The organism is Microbulbifer maximicatervae (SeqCode) (assembly GCF_052468295.1).
Genome location: NZ_CP174340.1, coordinates 4,806,678 through 4,820,731, shown reverse-complemented (window position 1 = coordinate 4,820,731; position 14,054 = coordinate 4,806,678). Strand labels below are relative to the sequence as shown.

General features: G+C 53.7%; 17 protein-coding genes. 9 read left to right on the top strand and 8 right to left on the bottom strand.

Annotation, left to right across the window (positions count from 1 at the left end; genetic code table 11):
* Positions 1 to 182 precede the first annotated feature (182 nt).
* Entirely contained in the window at positions 183 to 431 is a 249-nt protein-coding gene (locus ACJJIQ_RS21415) for an SDR family oxidoreductase (RefSeq protein WP_445364839.1), read from the top strand.
* Between the two features lie 11 nt (positions 432 to 442).
* Positions 443 to 1,051 (top strand): LysE family translocator, encoded by a 609-nt coding sequence (locus ACJJIQ_RS21410; RefSeq protein WP_413664051.1) that lies wholly within the window; start codon positions 443 to 445, stop codon positions 1,049 to 1,051.
* A 3-nt stretch (positions 1,052 to 1,054) separates the two neighbouring features.
* Here ACJJIQ_RS21410 and ACJJIQ_RS21405 read toward each other — a convergent pair whose 3' ends face one another.
* Together ACJJIQ_RS21405 and ACJJIQ_RS21400 are read right to left on the bottom strand one after the other, a co-directional pair.
* A complete protein-coding gene (locus tag ACJJIQ_RS21405; protein WP_445362987.1) occupies positions 1,055 to 1,801 on the bottom strand; it encodes a LytR/AlgR family response regulator transcription factor in 747 nt (248 codons plus the stop codon).
* Positions 1,798 to 2,955, bottom strand: a complete 1,158-nt coding sequence (locus tag ACJJIQ_RS21400; RefSeq protein ID WP_445362986.1) for a sensor histidine kinase — start codon at positions 2,953 to 2,955, stop codon at positions 1,798 to 1,800. Before ACJJIQ_RS21400 ends, ACJJIQ_RS21405 begins: the two co-directional genes overlap by 4 nt.
* 89 nt (positions 2,956 to 3,044) lie before the next feature.
* On the opposite strand from ACJJIQ_RS21400, the gene argH reads away from it, so the two are divergent.
* On the top strand, positions 3,045 to 4,469 hold the full coding sequence (gene argH, locus ACJJIQ_RS21395) for an argininosuccinate lyase (protein WP_445362985.1): 1,425 nt from the start codon (positions 3,045 to 3,047) through the stop codon (positions 4,467 to 4,469).
* Between the two features lie 7 nt (positions 4,470 to 4,476).
* On the opposite strand, the gene cyaY is transcribed toward argH, so the two are convergent.
* The gene (gene cyaY, locus ACJJIQ_RS21390; protein WP_282930329.1) at positions 4,477 to 4,803 is read right to left on the bottom strand and encodes an iron donor protein CyaY; all 327 of its coding nucleotides are present in this window, start codon (positions 4,801 to 4,803) and stop codon (positions 4,477 to 4,479) included.
* Between the two features lie 107 nt (positions 4,804 to 4,910).
* On the opposite strand from cyaY, the gene lptM reads away from it, so the two are divergent.
* From lptM to ACJJIQ_RS21370, 4 genes are all read left to right on the top strand, one after another.
* Complete coding sequence (gene lptM / locus ACJJIQ_RS21385) at positions 4,911 to 5,261, top strand: LPS translocon maturation chaperone LptM (RefSeq protein ID WP_282930330.1); 351 nt, start codon at positions 4,911 to 4,913, stop codon at positions 5,259 to 5,261.
* An 11-nt stretch (positions 5,262 to 5,272) separates the two neighbouring features.
* Positions 5,273 to 6,526, top strand: coding sequence for a diaminopimelate decarboxylase (gene lysA, locus ACJJIQ_RS21380; protein WP_445362984.1), 1,254 nt, complete (start codon positions 5,273 to 5,275; stop codon positions 6,524 to 6,526).
* A gap of 93 nt (positions 6,527 to 6,619) precedes the next feature.
* Positions 6,620 to 7,450, top strand: a complete 831-nt coding sequence (dapF, locus tag ACJJIQ_RS21375) for a diaminopimelate epimerase (RefSeq protein WP_413664046.1) — start codon at positions 6,620 to 6,622, stop codon at positions 7,448 to 7,450.
* 123 nt (positions 7,451 to 7,573) lie between these two features.
* Positions 7,574 to 8,311 carry a DUF484 family protein gene (locus ACJJIQ_RS21370; RefSeq protein WP_444926434.1) on the top strand — a complete coding sequence of 246 codons (738 nt, stop codon included), beginning with the start codon at positions 7,574 to 7,576 and terminating at the stop codon, positions 8,309 to 8,311.
* Positions 8,312 to 8,377: 66 nt separating this feature from the next.
* Here ACJJIQ_RS21370 and ACJJIQ_RS21365 read toward each other — a convergent pair whose 3' ends face one another.
* The 5 genes from ACJJIQ_RS21365 to ACJJIQ_RS21345 form a co-directional block, all read right to left on the bottom strand.
* Positions 8,378 to 8,602 carry a hypothetical protein gene (locus ACJJIQ_RS21365; RefSeq protein WP_108731384.1) on the bottom strand — a complete coding sequence of 75 codons (225 nt, stop codon included), beginning with the start codon at positions 8,600 to 8,602 and terminating at the stop codon, positions 8,378 to 8,380.
* Between the two features lie 383 nt (positions 8,603 to 8,985).
* The gene (locus tag ACJJIQ_RS21360; protein ID WP_108731383.1) at positions 8,986 to 9,324 is read right to left on the bottom strand and encodes a P-II family nitrogen regulator; all 339 of its coding nucleotides are present in this window, start codon (positions 9,322 to 9,324) and stop codon (positions 8,986 to 8,988) included.
* 87 nt (positions 9,325 to 9,411) lie between these two features.
* Complete coding sequence (amtB, locus tag ACJJIQ_RS21355) at positions 9,412 to 10,671, bottom strand: ammonium transporter AmtB (protein WP_282930335.1); 1,260 nt, start codon at positions 10,669 to 10,671, stop codon at positions 9,412 to 9,414.
* Between the two features lie 54 nt (positions 10,672 to 10,725).
* On the bottom strand, positions 10,726 to 11,064 hold the full coding sequence (locus tag ACJJIQ_RS21350) for a P-II family nitrogen regulator (RefSeq protein ID WP_282930336.1): 339 nt from the start codon (positions 11,062 to 11,064) through the stop codon (positions 10,726 to 10,728).
* Between the two features lie 52 nt (positions 11,065 to 11,116).
* A complete protein-coding gene (locus tag ACJJIQ_RS21345) occupies positions 11,117 to 11,830 on the bottom strand; it encodes a TorF family putative porin (protein ID WP_445362983.1) in 714 nt (237 codons plus the stop codon).
* Between the two features lie 438 nt (positions 11,831 to 12,268).
* On the opposite strand from ACJJIQ_RS21345, the gene ACJJIQ_RS21340 reads away from it, so the two are divergent.
* Both ACJJIQ_RS21340 and ACJJIQ_RS21335 read left to right on the top strand, forming a co-directional pair.
* Positions 12,269 to 12,511 (top strand): accessory factor UbiK family protein, encoded by a 243-nt coding sequence (locus ACJJIQ_RS21340; RefSeq protein WP_108735120.1) that lies wholly within the window; start codon positions 12,269 to 12,271, stop codon positions 12,509 to 12,511.
* A gap of 29 nt (positions 12,512 to 12,540) precedes the next feature.
* Positions 12,541 to 14,037: a YifB family Mg chelatase-like AAA ATPase gene (locus tag ACJJIQ_RS21335; protein ID WP_445362982.1), complete on the top strand. Its 1,497-nt coding sequence runs from the start codon at positions 12,541 to 12,543 to the stop codon at positions 14,035 to 14,037.
* Positions 14,038 to 14,054 lie beyond the last annotated feature (17 nt).

Sequence of the window (14,054 nt, the reverse complement as noted above, 5' to 3'; positions counted from 1 at the left end):
CCTCCGATCCAGCCAGATCAAAACCGTTTACAGACATATCAAAGGTCCCCAGCCTGTAAACGATTTTGATCTGGTATAATCCGCTGCGGATATTTCCGCGATGCAAAAGCTGATCCCGCCCAATGCTTGAATGATCTCGCAGGCTCTTTGACTATGCAGCGAGCAAGGGCGCTGTCGATACGCTGACCATCGGGCTCAGCCAGGAGGTTGCCGATGAAGGGATTCGCGTAAATGGTGTAAGGCCCGGATTTATCTATACGGAGATGCACGCTGATGGTGGCGAAGCAGATCGAATTGAGCGAGTAAAGTCTGCGATTCCACTCAAGCGAGGGGGGCGAGCAGAGGAAGTGGCTAAAGCTGTGGCTTGGCTACTCGGTGATGAATCCACCTTTACTACCGGTTCATTTATTGACGTTGCAGGCGGGAAGTAGGACCAAAAAATATGTTAGAAGCACTCTTTTCACTAATTGCAGCAACCGCTCTATTGCTCGGCTCCCCTGGTCCAGCACCACTTGCCCTGGCCGCATCGGGAGCGACATTTGGAGTGAGAAAAAGCGGCGGTTTCCTTATCGGCATCCTGCTTGGCCTGAGTGTCGCCATTGTCGGGGCAACCGCCGGCATCGCCGCACTACTGGCAGCCTGGCCAGAAGCGCGCTTGGCGGTTCAGCTTTGCGGTGCCTTATATATTGGCTATATCGCGATCAAAATTGCCACGGCCCCGGTACTGGAGCAGGGCGAATCGTCGACGGCTCAGCCTCCGTCGCTGCTGGATGGGTTTATTTTTAACTTATTGAATCCCAAGGCCTATGCTGCTTTTCTCGCTATATTCTCCCAATTCTTACTACCGATTGAAGAGAGTGGCCTGAGCTATTTAGCCACAGGCTTGGTCTGTTTACTGGTAGCCGCTGCGGTGGATTTTATCTGGTTGTGCTTAGGAGGAAGCCTGAGGCCGGTTTTTCATAAACCCAGGCAGGCGCGAATAATCAGGGTATGTTTTGCGGTATTAATGGTGGCAGCCGTACTCGCTGTTTTTATCCGCGGAAGCATTTAAGCTCTAACACATCTCTGCGATCAATCCTTTTACCGAAGGCAGCATGCGCCGGCTCACCAGCGGCGCTGCTGTTACGCCATCCAGCTCTACCCGGTAATTTGTACCGTCCCTGCGCAACCCAACAATATATTGCACAGCCACCAATGCGTTGCGGTGAATACGCACGAAACGCTGTCCAAACTCACTCTCAAGCTCTTTTAGAGACTCATCCAGAATGGTCTCTCCAGCGGAGTGATGGGCTACAACATACTTGCTGTCCGCAACCAAACAGCGGATAGAATCTACATCCAGCAACTCCACCCCCAGGCGGCTTATCGCCTTAATACGGCTGCGGCCACTGGGCTCCTCCAGATCCTGCTTGGTTAACAACTGCTGCTGCGGCTTACTCAGACGCTGCGCTTTGGAAACCGCCTCGCGCAGCTGTTCGACATTCACAGGTTTTAATAGATACCCAACCGCTGAGGTGGCAAAAGCGGGTAAAGCAAACTCATCGTGGGCGGTGCAGAAAATTATTGCCGGCGGACACGCGAAGCTGGATAACTGCTGAGCCAATTCCAGGCCGCTACCACCGGGCATTTCAATATCCAGTAGCACAAGGTCCGGGTCGAGTTCGCGGATCTGTGATAGTCCGACGTCAATATCTGCCGCTTCTCCCACAGCAATACAATTATCGATCCTCTCCAACTGCCGGTGCAGACGGGCACGAGCTAAAGGCTCGTCATCAACAATTAGTACGCGCAATTGGGTCACTCCATCACCTCGATAGTCTTCTTGGAATTTGTGGTGGACTCTATTTCCCGCCGGTCCACTTCCCGGGGAGATAAGGGTAGCTGTAGTATGACCCGGTACCGGCCCTCCTCCCGACGGGCGGTAAATTTGAAGCGATCGCCGTAGTATGCAGTGAGACGCTGGCGAATATTCTCTGTCGCCATGCCATTACCAGTCTTAGCAGGAACTGCACTGTCCTGTGGCAATGGGTTTTCAATAACAACTTTGAACATGCCCCCCTCTTGCGAGAGTTGTACACTGATCTCTCCGCCTACCCGCAACTGTGCCACACCGTGCAACACCGCATTCTCCAATAGGGGTTGTAGCAACATACTGGGCAGCTGAACCTTATCCAGGCCCTCGTCTAGCTGCCAACTCTGGCGCAAACGCTCCCCCAGACGCAGGGCTTCAATCTCCAAATAGCGTTTGGCTAGAGTAATCTCCTGCGCTAAAGGCACCAGCTTTGGATCGGCGAGGCTTGCACGAAATAATGCACATAAATCCTCTACCAACCGCTCCGCGCGATCAGGATCAACAGCGATCAAACTAGCCAGGCTGTTCATACTGTTAAAAAGGAAGTGGGGGCGAATCCGCGATTGAAGTGCCTCGATTCGGGCGCCGAGCTCCGCCTGCTGCTGGTTGTAGAGTTGCTGTTGAAGATAGGCGTAGCGCAATACCACCCCCGCACAAATAGCCCCAAGCAGGCAGTCGCCCGCAAACCCCCAGCTATCAAAGCTGGTCTGCAACAACACCGCGCGCAGGGAGCGCTGCACTGCCATCACCAATATGAGCACCGACAGCACTGCAATAAAACTCAAGCCGCCAGCGAGTTTGTGGGGCATTTTCGCCAGGCTCGGCCGAAGCCGGCAAAGTAGCGCGGCCGAGGGCAATATCACCCATTGGATCACCAGAGAGATCAGCCCCAGGCGCTGCCAACTGAATTCCGGTAAACCATCCAGGGCCAGGACCAGCACCAATGCCAGCAATTCCCCCATCAACACCAGTACCGCCAGAGAGGTGACACTGCAGAGGTCTGGCAGAAACGGAAGCTGCCCAGATAGCGCAGAATCCTTATTTCCTGTGCGATATTTTCGAATTTTCTGCGTTATAATGCCCGACGGCCAGGGGAATGACATGCAGTTGTTATTCTTGATTGTCCCAAAGTTCCAAGCGCAAGATATCACCAAGCTCCCCAGCCTTTCATCTCACTGCAGCCAGGAAAACCATGAGTAACGAAAAATCCCCCTCCGAGTCCGCCAACAATCCTGCCGCCAAACTCTGGGGCGGCCGCTTTAGTGAAGCCACCGATGCCTTTGTCGAGCGATTTACCGCCTCGGTGACTTTTGACCAGCGCATGGCCATGGAAGACATCCAGGGATCACTTGCCCACGCGCAGATGTTGTCAGAAGTGGGGGTATTAAGTGCTGATGAATATCACAAGATAGCCGACGGCCTGAAAGGCATCGCCGAAGAGATAAAAGCGGGAGAATTTCCCTGGTCTGTGCAGCTCGAAGATGTCCATATGAATATCGAAGCGCGCCTAACCCAACGCATTGGTGCCACTGGCAAGAAACTGCATACCGGCCGCTCGCGCAACGATCAGGTGGCAACCGACATCCGCCTGTGGCTGCGTGGGCGCATCGATCTGATTGCTGCCGAACTGACCCGCCTGCAAAATGGCTTGGTCGATTTAGCCGAGCGCGAAGCCGATACCATTATGCCCGGCTTTACTCACTTACAGAGCGCGCAACCGGTGACCTTTGGCCACCACTTACTGGCCTGGAATGCCATGCTGAGCCGGGATTTCGAGCGCCTGATGGATTGTCGCAAACGGGTTAACCGTTCACCGTTGGGGGCCGCAGCACTGGCCGGCACTAGCTACCCGATCAATCGCGCACGCACGGCGGAGCTGCTGGGCTTCGATGCCCCCACAGAAAACTCCCTCGACTCAGTCAGCGACCGGGACTTCGCTATCGAGTTCTGTGCTTTCGCTGCGCTGCTGCTCACCCATCTGTCTAGGGCCAGTGAAGAGCTGGTGCTGTGGACCTCCAGCCAGTTCGACTTTATTGACCTGCCCGATCGCTTCTGCACCGGCTCCTCAATTATGCCGCAGAAGAAAAACCCCGATGTTCCGGAGCTGGTGCGCGGAAAAACCGGCCGGGTTAACGGCCACCTGATTGCGCTGCTCACACTGATGAAGAGCCAACCGCTGGCCTACAACAAGGACAACCAGGAAGATAAAGAGCCGCTATTCGATGCCGCCGATACCGCTCTGGATTGCCTGCGCGCGTTTGCCGATATGGCGCCGGCACTGAAGGCAAAAAAAGAAAATATGCTGGAAGCTGCGGCCAAGGGCTTCTCCACCGCGACGGACCTGGCTGATTACCTGGTACGCAAAGGGGTGGCCTTCCGCGATGCTCACGAAATTGTCGGGCAGTCCGTATCCTTTGCTATTGAACAGGATAAAGACTTATCCGAACTCAGCCTGGCCCAACTACAACAGTTCTCAACAGAAATTGGCGAAGATGTATTTGAGGTGCTGACTTTAGAGGGCTCGGTTGCGGCTCGCGATCATATTGGCGGTACCGCACCAAACCAAGTGCGCGCGGCCTGTAAACGCGCACGGAAAGAGATTTCGCAGCGCGCTTAAGTGCTGTTTAAGCGGATAATCCGAGGGAAACCTGTTCGCCTTGCTGCTCGCTCAATACGCGGTCGAGCAAAGTCGGCAGGTCCTCACCGGTCGTGGTGCACTTCCAACCGGGGTTTTCAAAAGAAAGATGGTAGCCACCGGATTTGGCGGCGACCCACAACTCCCGGTTGGCAGACTGGCGCGAGAGAATTACCTGGCTGCCATTGTCTTCCAGGGTCAGGGTCAGCACCGCATCACTGCGTTCGTAGTCGATATCCCAATCGCAGTGATCGAGTGCATCCTCAATACCGATTAGAGTCTGCTCCACAGCCGCATCATATTCCGCTTGGCTCATCTTTGGTTACTTCTGTTACCGTGTAATGTGTTGAATCAGGTGGGCCGCTATACTATCAGGCTTTTGCCGGTTGCCGCTGCGAATCTCCGACTCTCAGGATGTTATCGATGCTCAAAAAACGACTCTCTCTATTAACCATCACCATCGGTGCCACCGCACTGTTACTGGGCTGTGGCCAAAAAGGTCCTCTCTATCTTCCACAGGACCCCGCCATGCCCGCCTCCAATATTCCAGGTGGCCCGCCGGAGACAGTACCCACCAGCGGTGCGGCACAACCCGGCGAGCCCGGCTCCGCAGCAGAGCAAGCGGTGGAAACCGTTGATGAAATTGAATCTGAAGACGGCTATGGGCCCGACTTTGATATCGATGACACCATTGAGACCGGCCCGACTATCGAAGTCGACGACGAATCGGGCACAGCGGATGACTCCAATGTCGAGGAAGATTTAGAAGAGTAAGAACCGGTCATATGAGAGAGTTTAGTTATCGCGACGGTAGCCTGTGGGCTGAGCAGGTTTCACTGGAACAAATAGCTGAGAATTTCGGCACCCCCACTTATGTCTACAGCCGCGCACACTTTGAACGGCAATATCGGGATTACGCCGAGGCCCTCGGCAATCATCCCGGCCTAATCTGCTACGCAGTAAAAGCCAACAGTAACCTGGGCATTCTGTCAGTGCTGGCACAGCTGGGGGCGGGCTTTGATATTGTTTCCGGCGGGGAACTTGAGCGAGTGCTGCTCGCCGGCGGCGACCCATCGCGAATCGTATTTTCCGGAGTGGGTAAAACCTCAGAGGAAATGCGGCGCGCTCTGGAGGTTGGAGTGCACTGCTTCAATATTGAATCAGAAGCGGAAATTGACCGCCTTGAGCGCGTGGCCACAGAGTGTGGCAAGACCGCCCCAATTTCCATCAGGGTCAATCCCGATGTGGATGCCCAAACCCACCCCTATATTTCCACTGGCCTCAAAGAAAATAAATTTGGTATCGCCATAGACAAGGCGATCGAGGTTTATCAGCACGCAGCGGATTCTGAGCATCTGAAAATTACCGGTGTGGATTGCCATATCGGTTCCCAGCTCACCGAAGTCGCCCCCTTCCTAGATGCCCTCGATCGCCTGCTGGTCCTTATCGATCAGCTCGCCGAGCTGGGAATTACCCTGGAACACCTGGATCTGGGCGGAGGCCTCGGAGTGCGCTATCGGGGTGAGGAACCACCCCCTGTCGGGGATTACCTGGCGGAGGTCCACAAGCGTATCGGCGAACGCAATTTATCCCTGATTCTCGAACCCGGCCGCTCCATTGCCGCCAACGGCGGCGCCCTGCTGACCCGGGTCGAATACCTGAAGCGTACCGAAGAGCACAACTTCGCTATCGTCGATGCCGCCATGAATGACAACCTGCGTCCGGCCCTTTACCAGGCATGGCAGGATATTGTGCCAGTGACACCGGACGAGAGTGAAAGTACCCTGTGGGATATTGTTGGTCCGGTATGCGAAACGGGCGACTTCCTGGGTAAAAACCGCTCCCAATCTCTGCGAGAGGGGCAACTGTTAGCCATGTTGTCGACCGGTGCTTACGGTTTCACCATGAGTTCCAATTACAACAGCCGCTGTCGCGCTGCTGAAGTACTTGTGGATGGCGACAAAACTTACCTGGTGCGTGAGCGGGAGACTTTTGCCGACTTGGTTCGCGGTGAGACCACTGTCCCCAAAAAAGCCTGATCAGCTACTTGCATCGCAGTGGGGTCCATTTTTCAGCCCGGGCCCCAAACCGCAGCTAACGCCGCGGAAAATCAGTACGAACAGAGAAATGGAATGCGCGTTAAATTCAGCAAGATGCATGGGCTCGGCAACGATTTCGTGATGCTCGACGGCGTCAGCCAAAAAATTAAACTGACCCCGGAAAAAACTCGTCGCCTGGCAGACCGCTGCCTCGGCGTGGGCTGCGACCAGGTACTGCTGGTGGAGCCGCCCCGCACACCCGAGGCGGATTTTCGCTATCGCATATTTAACGCCGATGGCAGCGAAGTGGAAAATTGCGGCAATGGCGCCCGCTGCTTTGCCCGCTTTGTACGTGAACGCCGCCTTACCGGTAAGAAAAATATCCAAGTAGAAACTGCCGCCGGTTTACTGCACCTTAGAGTGCTGGACGGGGATCAGGTTAGTGTCGATATGGGAGCACCAGTCCTTGAGCCCCAAAAAGTACCTTTTTCCGCCGATCGCCGTGCAGAGTCCTATCCCCTGGAAGTGGACGGGGAGACCTTCACCATTGGTGCTGTATCCATGGGAAACCCCCACGCGGTTCTGCTGGTGGAAGATATCGCTTCCGCACCGGTAGAAAGACTCGGGCCCCTAATTGAACGCCACCCGCGGTTCCCACAAAAGGTCAACGCTGGCTTTCTGCAAGTGGATACACGCACCGAAGCCCGGCTCAGGGTATTTGAGCGCGGCGTTGGCGAAACTCGTGCCTGTGGCACCGGCGCCTGTGCTGCCATGGTATACGCTCGCCTGCGAAACCTGGTGGATGACAAAGTCCAAATTCAGCTCCCCGGCGGCACACTGACAATTCACTGGAGCGGACCCGGCCAGCCAGTTACTATGACCGGGCCCGCAACCACGGTTTTTCACGGGCAGATTATTCTCTAAACAATTGTCCGGGTATTTGGCAGTAAACCCGCCACAAGCGGGTACGGGATAACTCAGAGAGCAGAACGCTTCGCCACATCAGTTGTCCGATGCCCCATCCCCGTGCCAGAAAAAGCAAACACAATGGAACACACAGACGCCAATCAGCCCCCCGAAGAGATTGCCGGCGACACTCACAAGGAAACCCAGCGTGACGATAAACTGCTGGCACGGCAGGTAGCTCGCTACCTGATTCAAAACCCGGAGTTCTTTGAAGAGCGCATGGAACTGCTGGAAACCATCAAGTTGCCGCGGGAAAATGGCAAGACCGTGTCGCTGATGACCCACCAAACGAATTTGCTGCGTGAGCGCAATATCGAAATGCGCCAGCGCCTCGACCAGCTCTTGCACAACGCACGGGACAACGACCAGTTATTCTTCAATAGCCGCCGACTTATCCTGGCACTGCTGGAAGCTGAAAATATCGGTGAAGTCACAGAAGCTCTCTATGCCAGTTTCGCCGCTGACTTCAATGTTGAGTTCACCAGCCTGACTCTGTTCGAGCCACTATCTGTTCCCCGCCAAAGCCTGGGACAAGTTCAGACCAGCACATTTTCCGATGCCGAGACGGCAATTGGCGGAATAATTCGTAACGGCCGCCCCATCTGTGGTGTTTTGCGCCAGCGGGAAAAAGAATTCCTATTTGCGGAAAAAGCGCAATATATCGCTTCAGCTGCCGTAGTTCCTTTGGGCAATCAACTTGGCACCCTAGCGGTAGGCTCTGCTGATCCCCAGTACTACCGGTCTAGCCTGGGTACTTTATTCCTATCCTATATCGGCGAAGTCCTGGAGCGCCTGCTACCGAAACTGCTCAATCGGTAAAAGCTCTGAGAGGGGTTTGGCCAACTGTCACTCCTCCTGCTGGAGGAGCAACAGCGACCAGAGAGATTAGATAGGGCGGCTGCCGTATTTTGGCTGCGGTTTGCGCGGGGGGTCGGCGGTAACTTCTGGATCAACTTCACTAATCGCGCCGCCACCGGCGAGAAACTCCTCTACATCGGAACTTAACTGGCTTCTGGCGCGCTGGCGAGAGGTGATACTGCGTTCTTCTGCAAATTCCTCGGAGTCCTTGCTGCGAGAGTTCTTACCCTGATCTTCATAACCATCTTTCATAGCTAAAACCCTGTAACCTTTACTCCTGTTACAGAGGGAGTACCTCTGTGCCGCCCCTTTCCCGCGGCATCTACAAAACTGACAACCACTTTTCAGTGGCGATCCCCTACCGCGTCAATAGCGGCGATTAATTTATAGGCAGTTCTCCACCCCCGTGCCAGTAACACAAGGAGGAGGCTGTAGAGTTTTTTGTTGGGAAATGAAATGGGAATATTTCAGTTAGTTATGCAGATTTTTGCGCCTGCACCGATAGCAGGTATTTCAAACAAAATAGATAACAAAGATGGGAGGGAAGATAGCGGGACTTATCAGAAGTGCATATAAAGCCCCTTGCGGGGCTTATGATACTCAATCGCTACGTTATGAAAGAGTTATCAAACAGGTTACACAGCTTCGCTACCGGTTTCACCGGTACGGATACGAATGACTTCTTCGAGAGCCGTGATAAAGATTTTGCCGTCACCGATTTTGCCGGTTTGCGCCGCCTTGGTGATTGCCTCAACAGCGGAGTCCACCATCTCATCATCAACAGCAAGTTCCAATTTTACTTTCGGTAGGAAGTCCACCACATATTCGGCGCCACGATAAAGTTCTGTATGGCCCTTTTGACGCCCAAAACCTTTTACCTCGGTGACGGTCATTCCTTGCACGCCCACTTCAGACAGGGCAGTGCGTACATCATCCAATTTGAAGGGCTTTACTACAGCCGTAATCAATTTCATCTTGAGTATTTCCCCTGATTCGTCCTCGTCGAGAGAACCTTACCCAGGCCACTGCCCCGCCTATGGGGCAGCACCGACACTGTTAACTTACTTGTTCATAAATTCCGGGTAAGCTTCCATTCCGCATTCGGTCAAGTCAACACCCTCTTGCTCCTCATCTTCGCTCACACGGATACCAGTGACGAGCTTGAGCAGGTACCACACTGCGAATGAACTGACGAATACCCAGCCGAAGATGGTCAGTGCACCAATCAATTGCCCGCTGAAACTGGAATCATTGTTAGTCACAGGTACCAATAGCAAACCGAGCAAGCCGACAACGCCGTGTACAGAGATAGCGCCCACCGGATCATCAATTTTCAGCTTATCCAGGGTGATGATAGAGAAGACCACCAACACACCGGCGATCATACCGAAGAGGGTTGCCTGCAATGCAGTCGGGGTTGAAGGCTCCGCAGTAATTGCTACCAGACCGGCCAAGGCGCCATTGAGCAACATGGTCAGATCCGCTTTACCGAACAGGATACGGGCGGTGATCAGTGCAGCAATAGCACCACCGGCAGCAGCGGTATTGGTATTCACAAAGACCATGGCGACGGAGTGTGCACTGGCAGCATCGCCCAGCTTCAGTACGGAGCCACCATTGAAGCCAAACCAGCCCATCCACAGGATAAAGGTACCCAGGGTTGCCAACGGCAAGTTAGCACCGGGAATGGCATACACTTGGCCGTTGGGGCCGTATTTGCCTTTGCGCGCGCCCAGTAGCAGAACACCAGCAAGCGCAGCCGCTGCACCCGCCATATGCACGATACCGGAACCGGCAAAATCAGAGAAACCGAGATCGCCCAAGTTATACAGGCCGAAAACCTCTTTACTACCCCAAGTCCAGGCACCTTCCAGTGGATAGATGAAACCGGTCAAAACTACTGCAAAGGCCAGGAAGCTCCACAGCTTCATACGCTCGGCAACCGCACCGGATACAATGGACATAGCGGTAGCTACGAAAACCACCTGGAAGAAAAAGTCTGAAGCTCCGGAATAAACGGAGTCACCCTCAAAACCATTTTCTGCAGAATCGCTGAGTACGCCTTCCAGACTAAACGCCTCAATACCGGACAATGCCCAGCCACCATCGTACATAATGGCGTAGCCAGTCAGCAGATACATAATGCAGGCAATCGCAAACAGGGCCACATTCTTGGTGAGAATTTCCGTGGTGTTTTTGGAGCGCACCAAGCCGGCTTCCAGCATAGAAAAGCCGGCGGCCATCCACATTACCAAGGCGCCGCACATCAGAAAGTAAAAAGTATCAATTGCATACTGCAATTGAAAAATTTGGTTCTCCATATTCCTCTCCGTTCAAATCTGGATATTTATTAAAATTATGTTTTCGGTTTTTAATTAAATTGCTGCATTACCGGTTTCTCCGGTACGTATGCGCACGACCTGCTCAAGCTCTGCGACAAATATTTTTCCGTCACCGATCTTGCCACTCTGCGCGCTGGAACCAATTGCTTCGATAACCGCATCCAGTTGCGAATCTGCCACCGCTATTTGCAGCATGGTTTTCGGAAGAAAATCCACCACATACTCTGCGCCGCGATACAACTCCGTATGCCCTTTTTGGCGACCAAAGCCCTTCACTTCAGTGACCGTTACACCATTAACCCCCGACTCCCGCAGGGCATCTCTCACAGCATCCAGCTTGAAGGGTTTAATGATTGCAGTGATTAATTTCATGGTATTCCCCTAAAGAAAAACGAGCCCTCGCATTAACGAAGGCCCTTTTGTATTACCAGGTATAAGCCGCGCCGGCGAGCAATGTAGGTTCGCACCAGTCGGTCTCGTAGCACTCTTTATCGCTGACATCGGTGCCCACGAAAGAAGCGCTCAGGCTCAAGCCGCCAAATTCTTTACTGAGGGAAACGGAGTAATCGATATAGGAATCAGATCCATCGAGAAAACCTTCTTCTTCAAAAAGGTTTAATCCCAGATGTAGATCGAGAGAAAGATCTGAGGGAAGAGCGAAACTATATTCCGCATAAGGGTAATAAAACTCACCGGTATCCGCCCAATAATCATCGGAATAGGCAAACCCCAACGTTAAGTCTGAAAAACTCAGGCTGCCGTATATTTCCTGATAATCTTCATCTTCACTTCCGCCGTGATAGGCGTAATAAATGTAGCCAACATCAAAGCTAACGCTGTCATTGATATCCGCACTATAACCGCCGTAAAAATCCTGTTCGTAGTCGGTTTGATCAGTCTCGTAATCAAAATCCACTTGGGATGCCCAGGTGCCAATATAAATGCCGTTTCCAAAATCGACATCGACACCACCCTGTAATGCGGGGCCTCCATCAGTCTGGCTAATACCACGGAATCTATAGTCAGAAACTAGACCCACATTGGCACTAATGCTGGGACCGCCCTCGGCAGCCATCGATAAATTTGCAGCGCCCAGTGCGAGAACGGCACCGGTGACGAGAGTGGCAACTTTATACATTTTATTTTCCACTTTGATCCTCCAAGGCTTTTGAAGCTGTTTTTTCGAGTGCTTTTATGGCGCCGCCTGCAATCAGTCCTTCACTGTCGGGTGTGACAGAGGGTCGCTTGCGTCTCGTGAACTGCTACTTTCCCAGACTCCCAATGATCGTTAATGGGACACCTGCACAGATTGTTTGCAGACTTGATGCCAACACTGCAACCGCAAGCAAAATCAATAAGTTAGGAGTAATTGAATTAGTAAAATTCGTACGAATAGAAACTCGGAGGCAAAGTGCTGCACCAACATGGAACTGCCTTTCTTCCTTTGCACTGAAGTGGGGAGGTAAAGATTAAGGTGCGCTCAGAACGGTGCGCTGTTAGGCTGCTTTTTCCAAAAAATGCACTGGGTTACAATCCCGTGCTATTCAAATCCATCTTATTTAGCGAGGAAATGCCCGTGGCAGCAGATAAACTGCAACAGCTGCTGAAAGAGCTACAACAACAGGGCGCCGTGGTGACCAGTGACTTGCGCAGTGCTCTGGAGGTATCACTGGATAAATTGCCATTGGTCTCCCAGCGAGAGTTCGACACTCAGGTGGAGATACTGCGCCGGACCCGGGAAAAGCTGGCACGACTCGAAGATAAGGTCGAAATGCTGGAGCAAGCCCTGGCGCAGAGAGACAGCGCCGCCAAGGACTAAGCCCAGGGAGCCACTTCAAGGATGAAATCGTGAGCCTCTCAGTCACCTACTCCCGAGCTCAGCTCGGGGTCTCTGCACCTCTGGTTACCGTAGAAACCCACCTGGCAAATGGCCTCCCTGCTTTTCATATTGTGGGTTTACCGGAAGCGGCGGTGCGGGAGAGCCGCGATCGTGTCCGCAGCGCCCTAATCAACAGTCATTTCGACTTCCCCCAGCGCCGTATTACCGTGAACCTCGCCCCCGCCGACTTACCCAAGGAAGGTGGCCGCTACGATCTGGCCATCGCCATCGGCATTCTCAGCGCCTCGGGACAGGTTCCCACCGAAACTCTGGAACGTTATGAATTTATTGGCGAGCTAGCGCTCACTGGCGCCTTGCGGGAAGTGAGTGGTAGCTTACCGGCAGCCGTAGCCTGCACCAATGAAGACCGTAAACTCGTTGTGCCTACCGAGAACGGTGCGGAAGCCGCGCTGGCAACCGGCGAAGTCAGCATTGCCAACTCCCTACTGGAAGTTTGCGCCGAACTTCATGGGCGTGAATCTATGCCCAAAGCTGTTGCAGAGCCTATTGCCGAAGAGCGCCTGTGCGCAGACTTAGCCGATGTGCGCGGCCAACTGAAGGCCCGCCGCGCTCTCGAAGTGGCAGCAGCCGGGAGCCACAATCTGCTTTTTTACGGTCCGCCCGGCACCGGCAAAACCATGCTGGCCAGCCGCCTGCCAGGAATATTGCCCCCGCTGACAACTGAAGAGTCACTAGAGGTAGCGAGCGTTTACTCCAGCGCAGGCCTACCTCACCAGAGCCTGCGCCCTTTCAGGGCCCCACACCACAGCGCCTCCCCAACAGCGCTGGTCGGTGGGGGCAGTACTCCACGGCCCGGTGAGATATCCCTCGCGCACCGGGGAGTCCTATTCCTTGATGAGATGCCCGAATTTCCCAGGCACGCCCTGGAGATACTGCGGGAACCCCTGGAGAATGGTGAAGTGCGTATCTCCCGCGCCCGAGCCCAAGTCACCTACCCCGCCCACTTTCAACTGGTCGGGGCTATGAACCCCTGCCCTTGTGGCTATTTAGGCGAGCCCCGCTGTCGCTGTACCCCAGACCAGATAGATCGATACCGCAACAAGCTCTCAGGCCCACTTCTGGATCGTATTGATATGCAGGTAGAGGTAGGTGCGATGAATGCTGTGCAATTACAGGATTCAGCTCCCGGAGAAACTTCCGATACCGTGAGAGAGAGAGTTTGTGCCGCACGTCAGCAACAAATAGAGCGGCAAGGTAAGACAAATAACCTGTTAAAAGGCGCAGAGCTGGAAAAGCACTGTGCCTTGGGGGAAAAGGAAAAGCACCTCTTACGACAGTCGGTGGAAAAACTGGGGCTATCCGCGCGTAGTTACCATCGGGTCCTTAAAGTAGCCCGAACCTTGGCAGACCTATCTAATTTGGAAAGTATCAGTACTGCACAAATTGCTGAGGCACTGGCTTACCGCAATTTGGATAGACGTCAGGCGGTAATTTCTTCAAGTTAGAAACTATTTATTCAATC